General features: G+C 70.6%; 26 protein-coding genes. 21 read left to right on the top strand and 5 right to left on the bottom strand.

The genetic code is table 11. The features are described from left to right. Position 1: 1 nt before the first annotated feature. On the bottom strand, positions 2-1,204 hold the full coding sequence (locus ACF1BE_RS29495) for a tyrosine-type recombinase/integrase (protein WP_392202048.1): 1,203 nt from the start codon (positions 1,202-1,204) through the stop codon (positions 2-4). A 3-nt stretch (positions 1,205-1,207) separates the two neighbouring features. Here ACF1BE_RS29495 and ACF1BE_RS29490 point away from each other — a divergent pair, with 3 nt between their 5' ends. The 15 genes from ACF1BE_RS29490 (at position 1,208) to ACF1BE_RS29420 (ending at position 8,780) form a co-directional block, all read left to right on the top strand. Then, positions 1,208-1,369, top strand: a complete 162-nt coding sequence (locus ACF1BE_RS29490) for a hypothetical protein (RefSeq protein ID WP_392202047.1) — start codon at positions 1,208-1,210, stop codon at positions 1,367-1,369. Then, a complete protein-coding gene (locus ACF1BE_RS29485) occupies positions 1,366-1,623 on the top strand; it encodes a hypothetical protein (RefSeq protein ID WP_392202046.1) in 258 nt (85 codons plus the stop codon). The genes ACF1BE_RS29490 and ACF1BE_RS29485 overlap by 4 nt, the downstream gene beginning before the upstream one ends. After that, a complete protein-coding gene (locus ACF1BE_RS29480) occupies positions 1,620-1,751 on the top strand; it encodes a hypothetical protein (protein ID WP_319246185.1) in 132 nt (43 codons plus the stop codon). Before ACF1BE_RS29485 ends, ACF1BE_RS29480 begins: the two co-directional genes overlap by 4 nt. A 148-nt stretch (positions 1,752-1,899) precedes the next feature. Further along, positions 1,900-2,280 (top strand): hypothetical protein, encoded by a 381-nt coding sequence (locus ACF1BE_RS29475; protein WP_392202045.1) that lies wholly within the window; start codon positions 1,900-1,902, stop codon positions 2,278-2,280. Between the two features lie 45 nt (positions 2,281-2,325). After that, the gene (locus ACF1BE_RS29470; RefSeq protein ID WP_392202044.1) at positions 2,326-2,622 is read left to right on the top strand and encodes a hypothetical protein; all 297 of its coding nucleotides are present in this window, start codon (positions 2,326-2,328) and stop codon (positions 2,620-2,622) included. An 88-nt stretch (positions 2,623-2,710) separates the two neighbouring features. After that, positions 2,711-3,391 carry a GGDEF domain-containing protein gene (locus ACF1BE_RS29465; RefSeq protein WP_392202043.1) on the top strand — a complete coding sequence of 227 codons (681 nt, stop codon included), beginning with the start codon at positions 2,711-2,713 and terminating at the stop codon, positions 3,389-3,391. Beyond that, the gene (locus ACF1BE_RS29460; RefSeq protein WP_319245890.1) at positions 3,388-3,843 is read left to right on the top strand and encodes a hypothetical protein; all 456 of its coding nucleotides are present in this window, start codon (positions 3,388-3,390) and stop codon (positions 3,841-3,843) included. Before ACF1BE_RS29465 ends, ACF1BE_RS29460 begins: the two co-directional genes overlap by 4 nt. Beyond that, positions 3,840-4,388 (top strand): WhiB family transcriptional regulator, encoded by a 549-nt coding sequence (locus tag ACF1BE_RS29455; RefSeq protein ID WP_392202042.1) that lies wholly within the window; start codon positions 3,840-3,842, stop codon positions 4,386-4,388. Before ACF1BE_RS29460 ends, ACF1BE_RS29455 begins: the two co-directional genes overlap by 4 nt. Then, positions 4,388-5,218 carry a histone-like nucleoid-structuring protein Lsr2 gene (locus ACF1BE_RS29450; protein WP_392202041.1) on the top strand — a complete coding sequence of 277 codons (831 nt, stop codon included), beginning with the start codon at positions 4,388-4,390 and terminating at the stop codon, positions 5,216-5,218. Before ACF1BE_RS29455 ends, ACF1BE_RS29450 begins: the two co-directional genes overlap by 1 nt. A gap of 2 nt (positions 5,219-5,220) precedes the next feature. Beyond that, positions 5,221-5,712 (top strand): hypothetical protein, encoded by a 492-nt coding sequence (locus tag ACF1BE_RS29445; RefSeq protein ID WP_392202040.1) that lies wholly within the window; start codon positions 5,221-5,223, stop codon positions 5,710-5,712. 10 nt (positions 5,713-5,722) lie between these two features. After that, the gene (locus ACF1BE_RS29440) at positions 5,723-6,184 is read left to right on the top strand and encodes a hypothetical protein (protein ID WP_392202039.1); all 462 of its coding nucleotides are present in this window, start codon (positions 5,723-5,725) and stop codon (positions 6,182-6,184) included. After that, complete coding sequence (locus tag ACF1BE_RS29435) at positions 6,184-6,360, top strand: hypothetical protein (RefSeq protein WP_392202038.1); 177 nt, start codon at positions 6,184-6,186, stop codon at positions 6,358-6,360. The genes ACF1BE_RS29440 and ACF1BE_RS29435 overlap by 1 nt, the downstream gene beginning before the upstream one ends. 109 nt (positions 6,361-6,469) lie before the next feature. Beyond that, positions 6,470-6,730 carry a hypothetical protein gene (locus ACF1BE_RS29430; protein ID WP_392202037.1) on the top strand — a complete coding sequence of 87 codons (261 nt, stop codon included), beginning with the start codon at positions 6,470-6,472 and terminating at the stop codon, positions 6,728-6,730. 212 nt (positions 6,731-6,942) lie between these two features. Continuing rightward, complete coding sequence (locus ACF1BE_RS29425) at positions 6,943-7,704, top strand: ParA family protein (protein ID WP_229900739.1); 762 nt, start codon at positions 6,943-6,945, stop codon at positions 7,702-7,704. Beyond that, on the top strand, positions 7,704-8,780 hold the full coding sequence (locus tag ACF1BE_RS29420; RefSeq protein WP_392202036.1) for a ParB/RepB/Spo0J family partition protein: 1,077 nt from the start codon (positions 7,704-7,706) through the stop codon (positions 8,778-8,780). Before ACF1BE_RS29425 ends, ACF1BE_RS29420 begins: the two co-directional genes overlap by 1 nt. A 115-nt stretch (positions 8,781-8,895) precedes the next feature. Here the strand turns inward: ACF1BE_RS29420 and ACF1BE_RS29415 are convergent, their stop codons facing one another. Together ACF1BE_RS29415 and ACF1BE_RS29410 are read right to left on the bottom strand one after the other, a co-directional pair. Beyond that, positions 8,896-9,117, bottom strand: coding sequence for a hypothetical protein (locus ACF1BE_RS29415; protein ID WP_392202035.1), 222 nt, complete (start codon positions 9,115-9,117; stop codon positions 8,896-8,898). 325 nt (positions 9,118-9,442) lie between these two features. Further along, positions 9,443-9,577, bottom strand: coding sequence for a hypothetical protein (locus ACF1BE_RS29410; protein ID WP_392202034.1), 135 nt, complete (start codon positions 9,575-9,577; stop codon positions 9,443-9,445). A gap of 276 nt (positions 9,578-9,853) precedes the next feature. Between ACF1BE_RS29410 and ACF1BE_RS29405 the strand changes: the two genes are divergently transcribed. Further along, complete coding sequence (locus tag ACF1BE_RS29405; RefSeq protein ID WP_392202033.1) at positions 9,854-10,015, top strand: hypothetical protein; 162 nt, start codon at positions 9,854-9,856, stop codon at positions 10,013-10,015. A gap of 209 nt (positions 10,016-10,224) precedes the next feature. Here the strand turns inward: ACF1BE_RS29405 and ACF1BE_RS29400 are convergent, their stop codons facing one another. Both ACF1BE_RS29400 and ACF1BE_RS29395 read right to left on the bottom strand, forming a co-directional pair. Continuing rightward, on the bottom strand, positions 10,225-11,910 hold the full coding sequence (locus tag ACF1BE_RS29400; protein WP_392202032.1) for an MFS transporter: 1,686 nt from the start codon (positions 11,908-11,910) through the stop codon (positions 10,225-10,227). Then, positions 11,873-12,157, bottom strand: coding sequence for a twin-arginine translocase TatA/TatE family subunit (locus ACF1BE_RS29395; protein ID WP_392202104.1), 285 nt, complete (start codon positions 12,155-12,157; stop codon positions 11,873-11,875). The genes ACF1BE_RS29400 and ACF1BE_RS29395 overlap by 38 nt, the downstream gene beginning before the upstream one ends. Before the next feature lie 262 nt (positions 12,158-12,419). Between ACF1BE_RS29395 and ACF1BE_RS29390 the strand changes: the two genes are divergently transcribed. The 5 genes from ACF1BE_RS29390 (at position 12,420) to ACF1BE_RS29370 (ending at position 22,780) form a co-directional block, all read left to right on the top strand. Then, positions 12,420-13,502, top strand: coding sequence for a DUF1702 family protein (locus ACF1BE_RS29390; RefSeq protein ID WP_392202031.1), 1,083 nt, complete (start codon positions 12,420-12,422; stop codon positions 13,500-13,502). Between the two features lie 92 nt (positions 13,503-13,594). Beyond that, a complete protein-coding gene (locus tag ACF1BE_RS29385) occupies positions 13,595-15,433 on the top strand; it encodes an FG-GAP repeat domain-containing protein (protein WP_392202030.1) in 1,839 nt (612 codons plus the stop codon). After that, positions 15,430-16,455 carry an enediyne biosynthesis protein UnbU gene (locus tag ACF1BE_RS29380; protein ID WP_392202029.1) on the top strand — a complete coding sequence of 342 codons (1,026 nt, stop codon included), beginning with the start codon at positions 15,430-15,432 and terminating at the stop codon, positions 16,453-16,455. Before ACF1BE_RS29385 ends, ACF1BE_RS29380 begins: the two co-directional genes overlap by 4 nt. A 48-nt stretch (positions 16,456-16,503) precedes the next feature. Beyond that, positions 16,504-22,395 carry an SDR family NAD(P)-dependent oxidoreductase gene (locus ACF1BE_RS29375; RefSeq protein WP_392202028.1) on the top strand — a complete coding sequence of 1,964 codons (5,892 nt, stop codon included), beginning with the start codon at positions 16,504-16,506 and terminating at the stop codon, positions 22,393-22,395. Then, positions 22,325-22,780 carry an acyl-CoA thioesterase gene (locus tag ACF1BE_RS29370; RefSeq protein ID WP_392202027.1) on the top strand — a complete coding sequence of 152 codons (456 nt, stop codon included), beginning with the start codon at positions 22,325-22,327 and terminating at the stop codon, positions 22,778-22,780. Before ACF1BE_RS29375 ends, ACF1BE_RS29370 begins: the two co-directional genes overlap by 71 nt. Positions 22,781-22,824: the final 44 nt, after the last annotated feature.

Raw genomic sequence — 22,824 nt, 5'->3', positions numbered from 1 at the left:
ACTACCGGGCACCGAACACCGCCTCGATGTCGGCCGCGTCGTAGGTCTGCGACCAGCGGACTTCCTGTCGGGGGCGCTGGTAGTGCTCGGCGAGCTTGTCCATCAGGTCCTCCAGGCCGACTGCGGTGTAGCGGGCGGTGGTGCTGAGATGGGCGTGCCGCAGGATCGTCTGCACCTCCACCAGCGTCAGCGAGGGGTCCCGCGCCATTCTGGTGGCCGCCGTGTGCCGGGTGTCGTGCAGGGTGTAGTTCGTGCCGAGCACGGCGTTCGCCCGTTGGATCACGCGGCGCATCGCCCAGTAGGTCAGCTGCCTGGACTCGCCCCGGCGGGTCCGCCAGAGCGGTCCGCCCGGCTCGGGCAGCCCGGCCTGGTCCAGGTAGGCCGCCGTGTAGGCGAACGCCTGCGGGGACGCGGGCACCGGGTCCCGCTGGCCTGTGCCCTTGGTGATCACCCACAAGCGCCCGGCCGACCAGTCGACGTCTTCCAGGCGCACCCCGAGCAGTTCGCTGGCGCGGGCGCCGGAGCTGACGTAGCAGGCCAGCAGGGCGCGGTCCCGGTCGCATCCCATCTGCGCGAAGAGCTCGTCCCACAGCCGGTCCGGAATCGCCCGGGGCTGGCGGTCGCGCACCTTCGGCCGCAGGCGAGCCCGCCTGGTGAGCGACGGCGCCTCCAGCGGGGAGCGGTGAGCAAGCCGGGCTCTGCGGTCCCGGCTCTCCGGCACCGGATTGACCACCGGCCCCCGGCTGTAGTGCTGGTGGAAGGCGTAGAAGCCGTGCACCACGGTCAACGCGTGGGCGATCGTCCGCGGAGCGTATCCGTCCCGCAACGTGGCTTTGCCGGTCTTCGGATTGACCACGCCTGCGGGCATCGAGTCCGGCCGCGATCGGCTCCGCTGAGGGTTCGGAGCTGTCCGGAGCCAGCCGACCATCGCGGTCGTCTCCGCCTCGGTCGCCTGCTCCCAGCCGACATCTACCGCCCACAGCACCCGGAACCAGCGCAGCAGGTCGTACCCGTAGCTGCGGCCGGTTAGAGCGCTCGCGTCGCCGAGCGCCAGATCGCGCAGGTACCGGCTCACCGGCTCGATCTCCCGGCCGGCCGCATCGACCACGACATACGGCAGCGAGGGTCTCGACCCCTTCAGTACCGCACCGACCGACGGCAACCGGCCGCGGCCATCCATCAGGTCCCGATGTACGGAGGACATTCCATGAAACGAGGACATGCCGAGATCCTCGACACCCACCAGCTGGAACACCAGCGGATCACCAACTTGGTGCAGTCAACAGACCAGGCGGCGCACCGCGCGATCGGCGTGGCCGCCGCCCTGGTCACCACCTGGATCACCTTGCGCAAGGGCGACCGCCGGTGACTCCCGCGTGCGGCTGGGACCAGGCCGTTTTCCGGTGCGGACGGTGCGGCACCGAGCACACCGCCACCACCGAGGACGACTACCTCAAGGCCGTCGGTGCTCACAGTGACGCCCACGCCGTGTGGGACCGGCTCGACCCCATCGAACGCGACGGCTTCGCCTCGATCCTGCGCACCATCCTGTCCGCGCCGGACCTCGCCGTGGAGTTCTTGGCCCTCGCCGACCGGCAGGCGACGGGAGGCGACAGCCGGTGAGCACCCCCGACATCTTCTTCGTCACCTACGCCAGCCTCGCCGGCGCGCTCGCCACCCCGTTCGTGATCGCCGCCGCCCGCCGGACCATCGCCCGCATCCACGCCCAGGCCGACCAGAAGGAGCAGTAATCCCATGGCACTCACCCTCCGTCCCAAGCGCTGACCGGACGCTCTCCGTACGGCCCCGCCGCACCGCTCCCGAGGGGGCGACGGCGGGGCCGTGCGGTGTCCGTCCGGTCAGCCGAGACCGGACGCCCGGCCCTCCCCGGAGGTCACCGTGCCCCTCGCCCGTCGCTCCCTCATGGAAGCCGCCGCCGCCCGTTTCGGTTGGCGCCGCGCCTACGGCGACACCACACAGGTCGACGCACTGCTCACCGAGCAGACCGAGACCGCCTACACCGAAGCCGCCGACCACGCGCAGATGGCGACGGCCAAGAACGTCGACGTCCTCACCGTGCAGCCCTGCGTCCTGGATGTCCGCGGCCGCGTCCTGGCCGACGTCCTCTACCTGGAGGGTGTCCTGACCGGCGCCCGCAACCGCGGCCTGCCCCTGGAGCTCATCGAGCGCCTGGAGGACGCCGTGGACCACGGCCACGAGCTGACCGTGCTGCTTGCGGACACCGTCCGCATCACCGCCGACCACGCGGCCGGCCACTGACGCCGGGTGTCCCGCCACGACAGCGATGGAAGGAGATGGGTCGTCATGCCGCTTCGCTACTTCGAGGTTGACGTCCCGACCAAGCACAACGATCAGCCGGGGCAGCGCATCCACATCTTCGTCGGCCTGGCCGACGATCCTCTCGCTGCCCGCACCGCCGCGCACGACGCATACGACAAGGCGCGGCTGCTGCACGAGGCCGGGCAGGAGATCCCGCACGAGTTCGTCAGCGGTTGGGGTGCCCGGGGGCTGCGGCCCGACTGGGACCTCGACTGGAACAAGGCGACGGCCGCTCCCTGGGTGAACCCCCACGGCCTGTTCGGCACGCGCCGCACGTTCTGAATCCGCCCCGGGACGGCCGCCAAGGCCGGAAAACCAGTCGGCCGCCCCGGGCCACCCATCCCGTACATGACGAGAGGGAGAGACCAGTATGGCCTCCACCGTGCGCGTACAGGCCCCGATCGGGCAACGCGCCCTGTTCATCACCACGCTCGCCGTGCCGCTGACCGGCTGGACCGTGCACGCGGTCAGCCTGCACCGGAAGCTGTCCGCCGCCCGGCGCGACCCGCTCACGGGTCTGCTCGGACGCGACGGCTTCACCGCCAAGGCCCGGCAGATCACCGACCGGTACAGCGACCACGCCCTGGTGGGGATCGTGGACCTGGACCACTTCAAGCAGATCAATGACGGACCTGGCGGGCACGCCGCCGGCGACCGCGTCCTGGCCGCCACCGCCACCCGCCTCACCGCCTGGGCGGGCAGCCGCGGGGCGGTCGGCCGGCTCGGAGGGGACGAGTTCGCCTTCGCCGTGCGGATCGGCCCGGCCCGCCGCGAGCTCCGTCTCACCCAGCTCGCCGCGCTGCTCGCACAGCCGGTGGAGGTCGACGACGGCGCCCTGGTCGACGTCGCCGCGTCGATCGGCGCCGCCTGCCCCGACGTCCTCGGCACCCGCGACCTGTCGCTGCTTCAGAGGGCCGCCGACGCCGCGATGTACGCGGGCAAGCACACCGGCCGCGCCGTCCTCGCCGGACCTCAGCACGCCACGGTGCCCTCCATCAATGGCCGCCGCGCAGGACGGCCGGGCACCGACACCCTCGGGGCCGCCGCGTGAAGAAACCGACGCTCTACGCCCCGGACCACATCCGCGGCATCACCATCAAGCAGCCCTGGGCGGCCTGCATCCTCCACGGCGACAAGCGCGTGGAGAACCGGCCCCGGGCCTGGGCGCCGGGCTGGCGCCTGCTGCACGCCGGAGCCGAGATCGACCGGACCGCGCTGCGCAATCCGCTCGTGGCCCGCACGATCCACGGGCACGAGCTGCCCACCCGCGCGGTCCTCGGCATCGTCCGCATCACCGGCTCCCACACCGACCCCGGCGCGGTGTGCGGCCCCTGGGCGCAGCCCGACCGCTTCCACCTGGACCTGGACGACGTCCACCCGCTGGCCTTGCCGGTGCCCTGCGACGGCCAGCTCGGACCGTGGCGCGTCCCGCTCGCCGTCTTCGAGCAGGTCCTCGTCCAGCTACCCCACCTCGCCCCACAGCTCACGGAGGTCCCGTCATGACCGGTGCACGTACCGGCATCCCGAACGCCCCGGCCGTGGTGGCCGACGACCGGATCCCCTCCCCCCACACCGACACCCCGACCCGCTGCCAGAACGACCCGAAGCTGTTCGCTATCGAGGACATCGCCGACCGCATGGAGCGGGAGAGGGCCCTCGCCAAGGCCAAGCTCGCCTGCTCCGGCTGCCCGATCGTCACCGGCTGTCTCAAGTGGGCCCTGGCCAACAGGCAGCTGACACCGACCGGCGTGTGGGCGGCGACCACCCCCCGGCAGCGGGCCACGCTCCGCAAGGGCCTCAAACGGCGTCTCGGGGACGACTGGATCGGCGTTGTCGCCGAACAGGACCGTCAGCGGCGGGAGAAGCAGCAGGCGGCCCGCCTCGCCCCGCCGCTCGTCCGCGACCAGGTGATGGCCCGCCTGGAGCTGGAGCTCATCCCCACCCGGCCCGCCCCGTACGAGCCGTGGAAGGAGCCGATGACCCCGGCCCGGCAGGCGCAGAACATGGCGATCCTCAAGGCCGCCCTGACCACCAAGGCGGCCGCCTGATGTTCGGCGACTGGCAGGAGGCCCTCCAAGCCGAGGGCCTGCCCCTCAACCCCACCAGCACCGAGCAGGAAGCCGCCGCGGCCCGGGTCACCGCCCGCCACGCCGACAGCAAGGAGGACCTGGTCCTCCTCCTGGACGCCATCGGCCTGCCCGGCGGCGACGACACCCTCACCGCCCTGCTCCCCCTCGTGAACAGCTCCGAAGGAGACCCCGACATGCCCGAGCAGACCCCCCAGACCTCCAACGCGTTCGAGGCGATGGCGCTGTCCATGTTCTACGCCGACCACTCCATGGAGGAGATCACCGAGGCGACCGGCCTGTCCGAGGACGAGATCACCGCCCTCGTGGCCGCCCAGCAGCGCAAGGCCGACGCGGGCGAGACCGACGACACCATCACGGCGGACCCGTCCGTCGACGACTCGGTGGAGCAGCTGCTCGCGTGGGCCGAGGCCCACCCCACTGCCGGCATCCGCAACAAGGCCGCCCGGGTCCGCGGCGACCTGTCCGAGCTGACCGCCCGCCGCGCCGCCGACGACGCGCAGCGCGAGGCCGAAGAGCGCGTTGCCAAGCTCACGGCCGAGCTGGAGAAGGCGAAGGAGGACCTGCGCGCCGCGAAGGCCGGCACCCATTCCGCCCCCGCCGCCGCGACGGCCGCGCCGACGCCCATCCGGCCCGGCATCGGCAGCGGACGCAGCCGTGAGGAGCTCGCCCGGATCCGCACCTGGGCGCGCGCCAACGGCCACCAGGTCGCCGACGCGGGCATGATCCGCAAGGTGGTCCTCGAGGCGTACGACGCCGCCCACCAGGCGCCGACCGCGAAGGCCAGCTGACCATGGCAGCCACCGACCCGATCGTCCTGGACGGCTTCCTGGACGAAGAGACCGTGCCCGGCGACCTCCACGGCTCCACGGCCCGCTTCCGCCTCACCGTCTCGCCCACGGACGAGCGCACGGACGAGATGCTCCTGCCGTGCGGCGTCGACGACCCGGCGCTGGCGCACAAGGTGCTGCACGAGATGGTGCCCGGCGACCAGCTGCGCGTCACCGGCTACCTCCGGCTGCCCCGCACGCCGGACGAGCCGATGGGGCTGGTCGTCACCGAACTGGAGCTGCTGCAGCCCGCGCCGCAGATGTCCGACCCGGCCGTCGCCGCCACGGCGGTCATCGAGCGGTACGGCCCGTACCTCTGCTGGTTCGACGCCGACACCACCGAGGTGGAGGTGTTCACCGAAGGCGGCAAGTGGGTCGGCGCCGCGCCCGATCCGAACGAACTGGGCGAGCTGCTCGAAGCCTTCGAGCACCGCCAGGCCGCCGGCGGCGAGTAGCGGAGCCGCCGTGCCCATCCGTCCCGAGAACCTGCACCGGTACCCGCGCGACTGGAACGAGATCAGCGCCCGGATCCGGTTCGAGCGGGCCGGCGGCCGCTGCGAGTGCACGGGCCACTGCGGCCTGGCGCACCCGGGCGGCCGCTGCCTGGCCGTCCACGAGCAACTCCATCCCGACACCGGCTCCGTGGTCGGCCTCACCACCGCCCACCTCAACCACACGCCCGAAGACGTGCGAGACGAGAACCTGCTCGCCGCCTGCCAGCTGTGCCACCTGCGCATCGACCACGGGCACCACCGGATCACCCGCTCGATCACGCTCGCCGCCCGCGCGGCCGCCGCCGGACAGCTCGGCTTCCTCGCCGACGCCGACCTCGAGCGCATCGAGCCGCCGGCACCGCCCCGGCCGTCCGCGCCCCGCACAGCACGCCCCGCACTCCAGCTCTCCTTCACCGACCAGGAGGCTTCCTGATGCCCGACCAGTCCACGCGCACCGTTCTGGAGCGCTTCCCTGCCGGAGGCCCCCGCGGCTCCTGGCCCGCTGACGAGTACGCCGCCCAGCAGCAGGCCCAGGGACAGCCCGCCCGGGTCGTCATGGACCTGCGCTCTGACAGCTTCCTCGTCATCGCCGACGCCCCCGCCGCGTGAGCGCCTGCTTCCGACGCTGCGGCCACGGCACCGGTCCGCTCCACCCCGGCGACCACAAGGCCGTCGCAGAGTTCACCGCCATGCTCACCGCCCGGCAGAGGCCGGCCCCGTGGACCGGCCACGGCGACGTCGCCGTGCAGATCGCCCCGACGCCCGCGCCCTGGAGCGTGGCCGTCCCACCGAAGGGCAGCAGCCGGACGCCGACCCCGTCGCCCTGGTCCTCATCCACCCCGACACCGAGACCGCCCTCACCAGCACACTCCTCTGCGCCAGAGCACGAATCCACGGCGCGTGGACCGATCCCTACCGACTCCTCACCCACGCCCTCGCCGGGCGCGCCCTCCCACCCGACATCGACCTGAGTACCTGAGCACGCGAAGCGGCCCCCGCCGTCCGGACCTTCGCGGTCCGAGCGGCGGGGGCCGCTTTCGTGTTTCTGGAGCAGTCAACTCTGCGGCAGTTTTACGGCCGTAAAACTGCCGCGCCCCGCATGGCCTCGCAGGACGCCTTTTGATCTTCTGAGAGGATGCTTCCCGTCCATCCGAAGTACCGGGTTCCCGGGAAGTAGTCGGAGAGCAGTACATGCCCTACATCACCGTGCTCTTGAACCGTAAGGGCGGGGTCGGCAAGTCCCTCTTGTCGGTCAACCTCGCTGCGGTCTACGCCGAAATCCTTGGCTGCGATGCTGCCGAAGCCGAGACCGCAGGCGACGGCCCGTCCGTAGCGGTCGTCTCAATAGACCCACAGGGCACCAGCATCGAACACGCTGAGAAGGTCAAGAAGGCCGGCAGGCCAGTCCCCTTCCGCGTGGTCGACGCGAGCCAGAGCATCGACAAGCTGCGTCGTCTGCGCAGCGCCAAGGCCGACATCATCATCGTCGACACCCCAGGCTTTATGCCCCTGAAGGCCGAAGACGACGAAGACGAGTCCATCGACCCCCTGGGCGACGGAACCACCGGAGACGCGCTGCGCGCCGTCCTCGACGTTGCTGACGACGTCATCGTCCCCCTCGAAGCAGAGGGATCGGCCTTCACCCCGACCAGGGTCACCGTGGAGCGGGTCCTCATCCCCCGCCAGATTCCCTACGGCGTCGTCGTCAACAACTGGGACCCCCGCGACGGCACTGCAGACCGCGACCGCACCATCAGCCTCGTCCAGCGCAGAGGCTGGGAGCTGTACAACGCCACTGTCCGTCACTACAAGCCGCACACCCGCGGCATCACCAACGGACGGTTCTGCACCCAGTACGAGTCCAACCACATCGCCACCAAGGCCAAGCAGGACTTCGTGTCCCTGGCCCTGGAGCACCAGCTCCGCCGCCAGAAGCACGCGGGAGCTCGATGATGGCCAAGCACGACGAGTTCGACGACTTCTTCGGCGATGACGATGACACCCCAGTCGTCGACACCCGAGCCGACGGCCGCCTGCTCCGCGTTCCTCTTGGTCGGCTCGCCCCCAACGACGTCAACCCGCGTACCGACTTCGGCACCGAGGACGAGCTGATCGACCTTGGGAAGAGCCTGCGACGCCGCCAGATCCAGGCGTGCCCTGCCGTCAGCCGTAGCGCCTACCTGAAACTGTGGCCCGACCACGCGAAGCAGATCGGTGACGTCGACTACGTCCTCGTCACCGGTGAGCGTCGGTACCGTGGCGCCAAAGCCGCCGGCAATCCAACCCTGAACTGTGTCGTCGACGACGGCTTGGCCAAAGACCGCAAGACGTTCATGGAAGCCGTGGTCTCCGAGAACGTCGACCGCCAGAACTTCAACCCCGTTGAAGAGGCGTACGCGGTCCAAGCACTCGTTGCCGAGTTCGGCTCCAACCGCGCCGTCGCCCAGCACTTCGAGCGGGTCGACGGATGGGTCACCCAGCGCATCCTCCTCACCCACCTGGCCCCGGAGGTTCAGGACCTGGTGCGGAAGAAGACCATGCCGCTCGAGGTCGCCCGGTCGCTGGGCAAGCTGGCCCGGGATAACGAGTGGGACCGCAAGGAGCAGCTGGCATGGTGGCAGGACGAACAGAAGCAGCGAGCGGCAGCATCTGCTGAGCGAGCGGCAGCCAAGAAGGTCGCCAAGAAGGCCGCCGCTCCCAAACGGCTGACCGCCGAGCCGCCGACTGGTTCTGGGCAGCAGGGGGGCGATCCGTTTTACGGCCGTAAAACGGATCCGGCCGACCCGGCCGCTGCGGAACAAGACGCGCCCGCCGACGCAGCGCAGGAGGGCGCGCCAGCCGTTCCTGGACAAGCCAGCCCGCCCGAAGCGACTGCTGTAGGAGTGAGCCAGCAGCCCAAGCGGTTCCCCTACGAAGACGGTGTCGACGCGGCACAACACCTGATCCATAAGATGCCGACGGACGAGTTCAACAAGATGCTGGACCTGCTCAACAAGCACCGAGAACGTCAGGCCGTACCTGCCGGTTGACCTGACCCACCGGCCTGATCGCATCCGCTGGAAAAGGCTGTGGCCCCACCAAACAGAGGTGGGGCCACAGCCACTTTCGGGGGCGCCGCGGGTAGATCGGCGCAGCAGCGCTCGGTCAGTCCTGGAACTCCCTGCTCTTCACACCGTAGAACGAGGGCTTCGCGGGGCGGACCGTGGACTGTTCCAGTGTGTCGGCGAGCGGGGCGAACGTCTCGCTGCGCCGGACGACGTTGAGGAACTTGCCCAGCGCCTCCTTGTCCTCCCACAGCTCAGACACAGTGCTGAAGATCAACGACTTCAGCTGCTCCAGCTCGGTCCCGGCCTCGTTTGCTGCCACGCTGTGTCCCCTCCTGGTCATCGGAGCGATCAGCCAGCCAACCGGTGACCCTGCCCCGCAAGATGGCCTTCGGCCAGGGGCCGGTCCAGGATGCTGTGGGTCCCGATCCGGTGCCACACGATGTGACGGTCCCCGGCGACTACCTCCCGGCCGTACGACCACGTCGCGCGCCCGTCCGGCGCCCAGGTGAGTTCGTAGATGCTCGGCGCGCAGCGGACGCCTTTGATGCGTAACCCGGGGCGGAACTGGCGGCCTGGGCGCAGGTCGCCAAGAAGGCGTCCAGGACGACGCGGCGGAAGCGCCGGCGCTGGGCGGGGGTGAGGTGCTAGAGGTCGGCGGTGAAGCGGGGGAGGGTCTCGAAGGTGGGCACGGTGGTCTCCTCCGGGCAGCACGACGGAGCCCCCGGCGGGTGCCGGGGGCTGCTGTAGCGGTGCCGGGGGGCGTTGCGCAGGATTTGCATGGCCTCGTGGTGCGCGACGTTGTCGTCGGCGCCCGCCGTGCGGGATTGGCCGTGAAGTTCCGGTGAACCCTCCCCCCACGGGATCACGCTTTTGTGCAGGTCAGAGCCAGTGTTCGTTGCCGGGATGATCAGTGTTGCGAAGGTTCAGCGGCGGAATGCCTGGCGGTACTACGTGCTCGGAGTCGCGTTCGGGGACGGCCGTTGCCCCGCAGGCCAGGCGTTGAAGGACGCTCAGGAGATGGCCGGGTTGCCGCCCGGCGTGTGGATGGGGCGCGCGTGCAGGCCGCCGCCGCGCACGCGGACTCCTTCGCCGACGCCTGGGGCCTCAGCCCCCGGCCGCCGACCCCGGTCGACGACGACCAAGCGGTGGGACTCCGCCGGGCCCACGAACGCCACCTGCCGGACATCACCGTCGCCGCGCTGCGCCCGTGCCAATGACCGCACCTTCCCCAAGCCGGTCGACAAGCGCGGCGCCGAACTCCTCTACCGCGTCGGCGACCTCAAGAAGTGGGCACACGTCACGGCCGGCGAGGCGATCGTGAGCACGTGGCCGGCGATACGGGCTCCCCCCGGCCACTATCCGCACGGTCCGCGCTGGCAGCCCAGATCGCCAGCAACGACCGGACGGCACCGAACCCATGATCTGCTTACTCGAGAACGGGCTCAGTCAGCCCTCGGCTCTCCAAGGCCGAGGTAGAGATCTCCTCCAGTGATCGTGAACGGGTCTCCACTCCCCAGAGGGCGATTGCAACCGTGGCGAGGGCGACCGGCACCGCGCCGAGCAGGGCGGTGGTGCGAAGAGACGGCGGGGCCACGGCTGCCACGACCACCGTGATCATCAGCAGGCCGCCGGCCTTGGTGGCTGCGGCCGTGAGCCCCGAAGCCTGCGAGCGAATCGCTGTCGGGTATACCTCGGCGGTATAGGCACTTAGCACGGCGACGGCCGTACCGGCTGACCAAATAGGCACGGCAAGCAGCAGGTGCAGCGACAGCGGGTGCACGGCGATCCGGTCACCCACCGCTGCCAGTGTCACCATAGAGGCCGCGGTGCAGGTGCCGAGGAGCACGAGTGTGGCCTTGCTGCTCCACCGTCCGTACAGCCAGGCGATGGCGAGGGTGAAGGGCAGCCCCAACAGCGCCGAGTTCCGCAGGGTGGTGTCGGCGGTCAGCTCAGAGAGGCCCAGGCGCTGGAGGTCGGACGGGATCCATAGCTGGAAGCCATGGGTCACCAGGCCGATCCCGAGGGCGAATAACACCAAAGGGAGACTGACTCTGGCGTAGGGCGCCAGCAGCAGGTAGCCGTCGTGGGTCGAGGCCGCGGGGGCGTATAACGGAGGTGGTGCGGAGGCCAACCGGGCGCCGTAGCGTGCCAGCACGGCCTCGGCGTCGGCGGGGCGTCCGCAGGCGGCAAGAAAACGTGCGGATTCCGGGATCCAGCGGTTGAGCAGCAGCAGGAGGACGCCCGTCGGGAGTCCGAGCAGCCACAGCACTCGCCAGCCGAAGTGCGGCACCAGCAGTGACGCCGCCCAACTGGTGAGCACGTAGCCGCTGGCGGTCCCGACGCCGCCGACGAGAACGACAAGCCAGCCACGCTGACGGGTTGGCACGGTCTCCGTCAGCAGGGTGAAGAGGAGCGGAAGCATGCCGCCCGCACCCAGCCCCATCAGGAAGCACATGACGAGGTTCATCCAGAACTGCGGCATGGCCCCACACACGGAGGTCGCGAGAAAGAAGACAGCGGCCAGGAGAATGGCAGGGCGGCGGCCGATGCGGTCGCCGAATCGGCCCCACAGGAAGGAGCCGATGACGGTTCCGCTGATTCCGGAGAGCGGCAGCAGCGCGACGGGAAGGCCGCCGTGTGGATGGACCGGCGAACGCAACCCGTATTCCTGGGCCATGCCCGGTACGACAAAGCTCAGCGACAGGGGCTTCATGACGTCGATGGCCATGGCGAGCACCATCACGGCCGTCAGCCCCCAGTGTGCTCGAGTCAGCGGCACGTCGTTGGCGAAACTCACCTGAAGCGGCCCTGGCGCGTAGTCGCCGGGCGTCCGACGTGGGCCGACGATCCCGTAGGCGCACGCCGCCACCCCGGCCAGGATGAACACCATCCCGACCATCATGGTGATCGTCATGGGCGAGCCCCAGGCACTGCCCGCGATGGTGTCCGGATACCCCGAGGGGTGGGCGAGGTGCTCGTACATCGGCAGATGGCCCAGCGCGCCCGCAAGGCACAGCAGCACGCCGCACCAGAACCAATTCGGACGAGCAAAGGCGATGCGTCCTCCCGCCCCTTCACCGCCGTGCGCCGCGCTGCCTCCGCTGCGGCTCATCGGGCACCCCCACCGTGCATGCCCACGTCTGTGAGTGGAGCGCTCCTCGCCCCTTCTTGGTGGGCTCCGCGGCGACCGTGCCCGGCCGCGAGGGCCCCTGGGCTTTCGTGAGCTCGGGGGGCTCTGCCGACGTGGAGGACGCCTCCTGCGCCGCCTTCTCGCGGTTGGCGCGGGTCTTGACCTTGGGGATACGCAGCGACCTTCCGAGTGTGCGCGCGGTGTCCGGGAGCCGCTTCGCCTCGAACAGAGCTAGGCCGACCAGAGCGATGAGGAAGACGGTTTTCCAACATCACGACCTTCTTCGGCTGGTGCGGGCGGAACGTTCTCGCGCCGCGATGGCATGGTCATCGTCGTTATTGTCTGGGGTTCTCCGCGATCGACCGGCGACCGTCGGGTGCGGTTCACCTGTTGGATGCAGCGCCGGTCAGTTGCACACTTTCGGCGGATCAAGGAAAGGCCGATTTTCCCCGAAGCTTTGATCTGGATGAAGTGCTGGAGGGGAATCAATCGTGCCGTTCTGGGTCCCAGGGACTGGAACATTGCCAGTCACCTGTGGCGATCTGCGTTCACGTGCTGTCCGGTTGCTGCGGCAGGACATGCGACAAGTCGATTTCGGACTTCGCCGGTTCAGACTCCGCTCGGGTCCGGCCCGTAAGCGGCTGGAAGATTCTGGAAGAGCATTTCTCGAAGGATTCAACCACTCGGTGGATGCCCGGAACACGGACGCACTCGGAACAGCACTGGGCAGTATCACAGAGGAACTCCGGGGTTTCGCCGTCGAAGGCGCGGGCATGGGAAGCGCGCTGCTCGATCTGCTCACCTGGTCCCACGGACGCCGAATGCGGGAACTCCTTGAGGGACCCGGCGCCGACTATCCGCATCTGGTCCATGTGGGTGCCGGCTGGGCATTCGGCAGACTGCGCCTGCGCCCCTGGCTCGGACTGCGTGCCGGTGATCCCCTGCTCCACTGGCTCGCCTGGGACGGATTCGGCTTCTACCAAGGGTTCTTCGACTCGGACCGGGTCGTGGCGGGGCAGCGGGTCGAGCGGGGCCTCGCCCCAGGACAGCGTGCGGTTCGGGACCAAGGGCTCGGGCGGTGCCTGTGGTTCCACGAGTGCGCCGAACCCGAAGCGTTGGGCCTGCGGGTGGTCGAGTTCCCACCGTGGCGGCGGGCGGACCTATGGAGCGGTATCGGTCTTGCTGCGGTGTACGCGGGAGGCGCCAACCAGGACGAACTGCGCGCGCTGGTCGAGGCGGCGGGTGACCATCGGGCCCACCTCGCTCAGGGAGCCGCCTTCGCCTGCGCGGCCCGGCTGCGTGCCCGTACGCCCCTTCCCGAGCACTGCGGCACCGCCGCGCTGGCCCTCACCGGGGTGCCCGCCCAGACCGCGGCCGACTGGACTCACACCGCACTCTTGGACCTTGGCCCCGCCCCCCACAGGGAAGAGCGCTACCGCCAGTGGCGGGCCGGGATCAGGCGGCTGTGGGCGGATCACCACGCCTTTGACCCGGCCGGCGCCCCGCAGCCCGTGGAGGGCTCCCCGACCACTGACACCGAAACGGCAACGCCCCGCTTCCGGAGGAGCCGATGAACTCGCTCGCCCGCTTTCTGAGGGCGCATGCCGCCAAGGCTGCGGCGCTCTGCTGCTGTCTTACGGCCTTCTGTTTGGCGGCCCCGGACGCGGTGCCCGCAACCGACCGGGCAGAGACGGCCGCGCAGTTCCACTTCACCGCCCACCCGCTGAACGCCCCCGACCGGCCGGGCGACCGCCGGGTGCGCCCGGTGGCGCCAGCCTTAAGCCACATCCGCTCGTGGATCTCCTCGGTGGGAGCGGGCGCGGGGCTCTTCGCTGCGGACAGCGGCACGGTCTCCCACGACGTGTGCCTGGTCGACCCCCGCACGGACACCGTCACCGTCGAGCCCGCGCCCAGTACCGGGAAGCGGTACCGACCCTTCATCCTCGAGGCGAGGGGCCTGTCCATGCCGTCGTACGCGGCCCCGATGGGCTGCCTGCCGGCTGATCTGAACCAGGACGGCCGGCAGGACCTGGTGGTCTACTACTGGGGCCGCTCGCCCGTGCTCTTCATGCGCGACCTCGGTGTCACGCCCTCCCCGGCCGCCTTCGTGCCGCAGGAGCTTGTTCCCGGCCACCCGGTGTGGAACACCAACGCCATGACCCTGGGCGACTTCGACGGTGACGGTCACCCCGACCTGGTGGTGGGGAACTACTTCCCCGACGGGGCACGGGTCCTCGACCCCACCGCTCGGCAGTCCTTGCTGCAGATGCCGTCCTCGATGTCCGACGCGCACAACGCGGGCACACTGCGCTTCTTCCGGCTCACCGACTCACGATCGGGCAGCAGGCCCTACGCCCGCTTCACCGAAGTCCCTGACGCCTTCGGTGCAAAGCCGCTGCACGGCTGGACTCTGGCCTTGGGCACCCAGGATCTCGACGGCGATGGCCAGCCCGACCTCTACCAGGCCAACGACTTCGCCCCGGACCGGCTGCTGGTCAACGAATCCCGCGCTGGTGCCCCCAAGTTCCGTCTCGCCACAGGTACGCGCCACTTCACCACGCCCAAGTCCAAGGTCCTGGGCAAGGACTCGTTCAAGGGCATGGGGGTCGCCTTCGCCGACATGGAACGCAGCGGCGCCCCGTCGATCCTGGTCGGCAACATCACCGAGCCCTACGCGCTGCAGGAGAGTAACTTCGTCTTCCGGCCCACCGCCTCCGGTGAACGACTAGGGCGGCTGCTGCACCGCGGGGAGGCCCCCTACGACGACCACAGCGAGGGCATGGGCCTCGCCCGTTCCGGCTGGACCTGGGACCTGGTCGCCGCCGACTTCAACAACTCCGGCTATCCGCAGGTGATGCATGCCACCGGGTTCGTCGCGGGCCGGACCGACCGGTGGGCGCAGCTGCAGGAGGCGGCCATGTCCAACGACCTGATCCTGCGCCACCCCGAGCTGTGGCCTGACGTGAAGCCGGGGGACGCCCTGTCCGGCCATGACCCCAACACGTTCTTCGCACGTACCCCGCAGGGCCGCTATGTGGATGTGGCCAGGCAGGCCGGGGTGGCTTCCACTGCTGTCACCCGCGGTTTCGCCGTCGGTGACGTCGACAGCGACGGGCGGCTCGACTTCGTCGCCGCCAACCAGTGGGGACAGTCAGTCCTGTACCGCAACCGGTCCCAGGCCGCTCCGTTCCTCGGCCTGCGTCTGAGGCTGCCGGTGGGCCGGGCCAGGACGACCACGCCGGCCATCGGTGCCGTCGCCAGGTTGCGGCTGCCCGACGGCCGGGTCACGCAGCAGCAGGTGTACCCCGCCAACGGGCACGGCGGAGTGGCCGCCCCTGATGTGCTGTTCGGCCTAGGCGGTGAGAAGGTGGCCGGCTCGCTGCGGGTGGACATCTCCTGGCGGGACACGGCCGGCGTCCGGCACGAGCGCTCCGAAACCCTGCGGCCGGGCTGGCACGACCTCGTGCTCGCCGCCGACGACAAGCACGCGGAGGTCCCCGCATGACGACGGATCGCAACCACACCGCCGACTCCGCCCCGTGCGGCACTGCGCCCCACGTGGTATCTGCCTCGGGGGTCGATCTCAAGGCCGAGGCCGCTGACCGCCGCAGCAAGGCGCTGCGCCGTTTCGCCGCATCCATCACCGCAGCGACCGTGCTCGGCCACACCGTACTGGGTTTCGAACAGGCATACGCCATGCCGTTCTTCGCGGTCCTGGCCGCGGTGGCCACCGAACTGCTGCTGGAGGCGATCGATGCTTGGGGGAAGCAGCGCACCCCCCGCTTTCGCGGATCCGCAGGCGAGGTGGTCGACTTCCTGCTGCCCGCCTACATCGGCGGCCTGGCCTGCGCGATGCTGCTGTACTCCAACAGCCGTATCTGGCCGACCCTGCTGGCCGCTGTCGTGGCCGTCGCCAGCAAGTACCTGGTCCGGGTGAGGGTCAGCGGCGCCGCGCGGCACGTGCTCAACCCCAGTAACACCGGCATCGTCGTGGTGCTGCTGCTATTCCCCTGGGTGAGTATCGCGCCGCCGTACCAGTTCAGCGAGTGGCTGGCGGGCTGGATCGACGCGGTGCCGACGATTGTCGTCCTGATCCTGGGGACCCTGCTGAACGGGAAACTGACCGGCAAACTGCCTCTGATCCTCGGCTGGCTGGGCGGCTTCACGGCGCAGGCACTGCTCCGGGGCGCGTTCACCGATATCTCCACCATCAGTGCTCTTCTGCCGATGACCGGCGCGGCTTTCGTGCTGTTCACCAACTACATGATTACCGATCCGGGCACCTCACCGTGGCGGGCACGCAACCAGGTTGCCTTCGGCGTGACTATCGCCGCCGCGTACGGCGTGCTCATGCAGTTGCACGTCGTCTTCGGCCTGTTCTTCGCGCTGGTCATCGCCTGTGTGCTTCGCGCGGCACTGTTGGCCCTCCTTGCGGCTCGCGGCGACCGAAGCATCTCGGCCTCCCGCCAGGAGGCCGTGCGGAGCGAAGCCCAGAGGGCTCGTGCCACTGTCACCGACGTGTCCTGAGCCTGTCCCCGAGTGGCTTGTCCTAAGTGGTGTTAAGGAGCGTTGCCGTTGTCCCCGTACGAGTGCGCGGCGTCCCACGACGGCATCGTCATCGTGGGAATGGCCTGCCGCTACCCCGATGCCGCCGATCCCACGCAACTGTGGGACCTCGTCCTGCGCAAGCGGCGCGCCTTCCGGCGGCTGCCCGCGGAACGCTTCGCCGTCGAGGACTACGCCGACCCGACACGCCGCACCCCGGACGGCATCTACGGGACCAGGGCCGCCGTGCTGGAGGGCTGGCACTTCGACCGGGCCGCCTTCCGCGTCCCCGGCGCCGCGCACCGGGCCACGGACCCTGTGCACTGGCTGGCGCTGGAGACCGCGGCCCGCGCGCTGGAGGACGCGGGGGCCCCCGGCGGCGTCGGCCTCGACCGCGACCGTGTCGCGGTGGTCATGGGTAACACCCTCACCGGCGAGGTCACGCGCGCCCGCACCATGCGGTTGCGCTGGCCGTATGTGCGGGACGTGCTCGACGGTGTCCTGGCGGAGGAGGGACTCGACCCGGCGCGGCGCGAGAAGGTGCTGGCCCGCGCCGCGGAGCGCTACCTGGAGCCGTTCCCAGCACCTGACGACGAGTTCCTGGCCGGCGGCCTCGCCAACACCATCGCGGGTCGGATCTGCAACCAGTTCGACTTCCACGGCGGCGGGTTCACCGTGGACGGTGCCTGCGCCTCCTCGCTGCTCGCCGTGACCACCGCCTGCGGGCGGCTACGCGAGGGCAGCGCCGACCTTGTGCTGGCCGGCGGCGTGGACATCAGCCTCGACCCCTTCGAACTCGTCGGGTTCGCACGGCTCGGCGCGCTGGCCGAAGAGCGGATGAGGATCTACGACAAGGAAGCCACCGGCTTCTTGCCCGGCGAAGGATGCGGGGTCGTCGCCCTGATGCGCAGCCGGGACGCGGCCGCCGCCGGGATGCCGGTCTACGCGGAGATCCGAGGATGGGGGATCTCCTCGGACGGCGCGGGCGGCATCACCCGCCCCGACCAGCGGGGTCAGCTCCTGGCGCTGCGCCGGGCCTACGCGCACGCGGACGTCGACCCGGCCGTCACCGGGCTGCTGGAGGGCCACGGAACCGGTACGGCGGTGGGCGACGCGGTCGAGTTGCAGGCGTTGTGCGCCCTGCGCGCTGGGGCCCCGCGGCCAGCGGCGCTCGGATCGATTAAGGCCAACATCGGCCACACCAAGGCCGCGGCTGGGCTCGCCGGGCTGATCAAGGCATGCCTGAGCGTGCACGGCGGCATGCTGCCGCCGACCACGGGATGCGACAGCCCGCGTGACGAACTCACCGGCGAGGACGCGGTGCTACGCATCCTCGCCGACGTGACCGAGTGGCCGCCCGGGCCGCGCGTCGCCGGGGTGAGCGCCTTCGGGTTTGGCGGCATCAACACGCACCTGGTGCTGAGCGAGCCGCGGCACCGGGGACCGCGGCGACAGGCCACCATCCCCTACGCCCCGCCCCGAGCCCTTCGGGCCGACCCGGAGCAGGAGCTGATCGTGCTCAGCTCGGACAACTCCCAAGAGTTGTCGGACCGGCTGCGGCGCCTGTCACGGCTGGCCCCGCGGCTGAGCGACGCGGAACTGCACGACCTCGCCTGCGCGTGGGGCCGCGCACCCCACCCTGGCCCCGTGCGCGCCGCCCTGGTCGCTGGGTCCCCCGAGCAACTCGCCCTGCGCGCCGAGGCCGCTGCGGCTGCCCTCACCGAGGCCGCGCCGGGCACGCTGGCCCGGAGCCCCGGCGTGTGGACCGCGAACGCCTGTTCGGGCCGGGTCACCCTGCTGTTCCCAGGCCAAGGGGCGCCGCTGCCTGCTGACCCGGGCGCGATCGACGCCGACCTGGACGAGGACGGGGAGAACGGGTTTCTCACGGCTGACGGACCCGGTCCGGCCGATGGCACGGCCGCCGCCCAGATGGTCGTCCACCGGGCCTCGCTGACAGGTCTGCGCTGGCTCCGGAAGCTGGGCGTACAGGCCGAGGCGGCGCTGGGGCACAGCCTGGGCGAGTACGCCGCACTCGTCTGGGCGGGCTGCCTCAGCACGCAGGAGAGCCTGGAACTGGTCGACCGGCGCGGTCGGACGATGGCAGAGCTGTGCGCTCCCGGTACGGGGATGCTGGCGCTCACTGTCGACGCTGCCGGCGCCGAGGAGCTGTGCCTGGGCACCTCGGTGGTAGTCGCCGCGTACAACGGGCCAATGGCCCATGTGGTCGCCGGACCCGAGGACGAACTGGCCGTGCTGACCCGGCGCGCGGCCGAGCGCGGGATCGACGCGCTGCCGCTGCCCGTAGCACACGCCTTCCACTCGCCCACCGTCGCCACCGCCGCGGAGAAGTTCGCGCCCCTGCTCCGCGCCACCACATTCGCGACGCCTCGCGGCACGCTGCTGTCCGGCGTGAGTGGCGGCGTCTGCCGCGTCGGGGGCACGGAGCTGCAGGAGCTGCTGGTCGCCCAGATGGCCGCGCCGGTACGGTTCTGGGAGGCGGTCTGCACGGCCTCCGCCTGGACAGACCTGTTCTGCGAGACCGGCCCCGGCCACGCCCTCGCGACGCTGGCCGCCTCCACCGGCGTGCCCACTGTGTCCCTGGACGTGGGTGCGCGGGGAGAGGGACCTCGCGCCGAGACGGCGGCCGCGCTCTTCGCGTGCGGTGCGCTCGCTTCGGCCGAGGCGCTGTTCAAGGGCCGCGAGTGCCGCCCCATGGACCCTTGGCGTCAGCGGGTGTTCATCAGCAACCCCTGCGCCCGGCCCGCGTCCGGGACCGCCACCCAACCGGCCGGTCCGGCCGCCCCGGTCGCGTCTGCTGAGCGGGCTGAGGCAGACGGGTCGACGTCCACCGAGCGGCCCATAGGTGTCGAACGGCGCGACGGGCACCCGCCCCAGGAGGACGTCGCCGGCGTGGTTCTGCGCCTGGTGGCCCTGGCCACGGAACTCGACCCGGAGGCACTCACGCCGGACCAGCGTCTGCTCAGCGACCTCCACCTGTCGTCACTGAAGGTCACCCAACTGGTCGCCGAGGTCGCCCGTGAGGCTGGCCGCGAGCCCCCGGCCGCCCCCTTGACCATGGCGGACGCGTCGCTCGCGGAAATTGTGGAGGTGGTGCGCGGGCTTTCCGCAGCCAGCAGCAGCGACCAGTTGGAGACGCTCGTCCCGGGTGTCTCGCCCTGGATCCGTTGCTTCTCCGAGGAACTGCGTCCCGTCGCAGCGCCTGAGTGGCACCCCCCCGACCGACCGGGCCGAGTCACCGTCGCGGCACCACATGGAGCGGCGCCCGGCGCCGACGCTCTCCGGCCGTCGGGCGGCCAGCCGACTGGCCGGGCCGAACTGCTGTACCTCCCCGACGCGGAGGCGCGGCAAGGGCTCGCCGCGCTCCTCGGCGCGGCACGCTCGGCCGTCGCCGGTGACCGTCGCCTCGTCCTAGTCACGCACGGTTCGGGCCTGTCCGGTTTTGCGGGAAGTCTGCACCAGGAACACCCGGGCCTCGGTATCACCCTGCTCCGAGTTCCGCCGACCGAGGCGGGCCTGGCGACGGCCGCCGCCATCGCGGGCGCCGAGCCGGGGATCCTGCGGGAACTGGTGGTGAGCGACGACGGCACCTGCGCCGAGCCGGTGGCCGTGCCGCTGCCTGAACCGGCAGCCGCCGAAACAGTGTTCGACCTCGGGGACGTGCTGCTCGTCAGCGGCGGCGGCAAGGGCCTGGGCTTCGAGGCCGCTGCCGCCTTCGCCCGTACGACGGGTGTCTCGCTCGCCCTGCTCGGCCGGAGTGATCCGGCCCGGGACACGGCGCTGCGGCAGAACCTGAAGCGGCTCGCCGAACTCGGCGCCAACGTCCGCTACCAGCAGACGGACATCACCGACCCGCACACCACGGCGCATGCAGTCGCCGAGGTTGAGCGCCAACTGGGCCCGATCACAGCCGTGCTGCACGCCTCCGCAATCAACCAGCCGCAGCGCTTCGACGACCTGACCGAAGCCGACGTACGGGCGCACCTGGCACCGAAGACATCAGGGCTCGCCCACCTGCTGGCGGCGGTGGACCGCAGTCGGCTGCGCCTGCTGATCGGATTCGGCTCGGTGATCGGCCGCTACGGACTGGCGGGCGAGTGCCACTATGCCCTCGCCAACGGCCTGCTGCGCCAGATGCTCCAGGAGGAGGCCCGCGACCTGCCCGGATGCCACACGCTTGCGCTCGACTGGTCGGTGTGGGCTGGCGTGGGCATGGGTGAACGGCTCGGTGTGCTGGATCGGTTGACTCGCAACGACGTCACGCCCATCCCCGTTGAGCACGGACTGGACCTGCTGGTTCGGCTGGCCGCAGCACGGGACCTGCCCGCCGCGGTGGCCGTGCACGGGCGCATGGGACTTCCGCCACGCACGCTGCCCACAGTCGCCTCTGGCAATGCCGCCAGATTCCTTACGCATCCGCGCATCCACTACCCGGGCGTGGAACTCGTCGTGGACACCGAGCTGACCGAGGCCACCGACCCGTATCTGAGCGACCACCGCGTCGACGGGCTGCCCGTACTGCCCGCCGTCGTCGGGCTGGAGGCGATGGCCCAGGCAGCCTCCGTACTGGCAGGCCGACCGCTGCGCCGCTGCCGTGAGGTGACGTTCGACCAGCCCGTCACGGTGGCAGCCGGCGCCACCCGGACCGTGCGGCTATGCGCGCTCGTCGAGGACGGCGCCGTAACCGTAGCCCTGCGCAGCGATGAGACAGCGTTCCGGGCGGACCACTTCCGAGCCGTGTTCCCGCTGGCGGACAGCGAAGGCGAGGCGGAGCCCACGGACAGCGAAACGTTGCTGCCGCCGGTGACCGGCGACGACTCCGAGGTCCCGGAATCGGACCTCTACGGACCGCTCTACTTCCACTCCGGTCGCTTCCGGCGGGTCGAGAAGCTCCACGGCCTGCGGGCCCGGCAGGTCAGGGCCCGGCTGCGCGCGGCCGCCGAGGCGGACTGGTTCGCCGACGGACTGTCCCAGGGTCTGCTCCTGGGCAGCCCCGGGCGCAACGACGCGACCATTCACGCGTTGCAGGCCTGTGTCCCGGGCCGGCGGCTGCTGCCCGTGGCCTGTGAGGAGTTCCAGCTCGCGGAACAGGACTCTGCAGCTGCGGACGGCGACGTCACGGTGCATGCCCGGGAGCGCTGGTCCGCAGGCGGCGCCTACGAATGGGACGTCGACGCCCTGGATACGGACGGGCGAATCCTGGTCCGTTGGCGCCGGCTGCGGCTGCTGGACGTGGGTCAGCTGCCGCGCCGGGAGCGCTGGACCCGACCGCTGCTCGCAGTGCACCTGGAACGGGGTGCGCTCGCGCTCGGCCTGGACCCCGCCCTGACCCTCGGCATCGAGCCAGTCGCATCGAACGAGCGCACTGCCCCCCCGGTGCGACCACCGTGCGGAACCTCGCGCAGCCACTGCGGTCCGCTAACCCTGACCGCCACGGCCCCGGCCGGTGTCGCTGTGGACTGGCAGCGGATCGCCCCAGACGAAGCGGACGGGGTGCGCTCGGCGCTGGGCGCCCCTTACGCGGGCCTATGGACGCAGCTGCGTCTGGTGCTGGACGAACCAGACCACGCCATCGCGGCACGGTTGTGGACGGTGGCCGAGTGCAGCGGCAAGTCGGGGTGCGGCCCCACGGCGCCGATGACGGTGGACGGAGTCTTCGAGGACGGCTGGGTCCGCTTCCGGAGCGGGCCTTCGCTCATCGCGACCACGGTGCTCCCAGCCCATCTCGCACCCGAGGGCGCCGAGGAACCAGAGGCGGACACCCACGACGAGTCGGGCACGGTCATCGCCGTGGCCGTGATGACAAGAGCGGGAGGCACAAATGTGGCAGCGCATGACGTACGACCATCGTCACCTGGTGATGCTGGAAGAGACGAACCTCGTCGGCAACGTGTACTTCAGTAACTACTTCCGGTGGCAGGGGCACTGCCGCGAGCGCTTCCTGGCCGAGCGGGCGCCAGGAGTGCTCAAGGCCCTGCATGAGGACTTCGCCATGGTCACGGTCTCCAGCCGCTGTGACTTCCTGGCCGAGCTCTATGGCGGCGACCAGGTGGAGGTGCGGATGTCGCTCGGCGCACGCCAGGCGAACAAGGTCACCATGCTCTTCGACTACTACCGGCTCCAGGGCCCGGGCGGGACCGCTCAACTAATGGCCCGGGGGGAACAGACCATCGCCTGTATGCGGCGGACAGCCGACGGAATGGAGCCAGTGGACATGCCCGAGGAACTCGCCGAGGCGCTGCGCCCTTACGAGCGGGAAACCGTCCCGGCGGTAGCCAAGAGTGTCTAACTGGGTCTAACAAAAGCGGTTGATCATGTAACTGTCGGCTTGAC

The organism is Streptomyces sp. NPDC014991 (assembly GCF_043080665.1).
Taxonomy (GTDB): Bacteria; Actinomycetota; Actinomycetes; order Streptomycetales; family Streptomycetaceae; genus Streptomyces.
The sequence above is the reverse complement of the archived record's forward strand: the minus strand, read 5'-3'. Positions and strand labels throughout refer to the sequence as shown.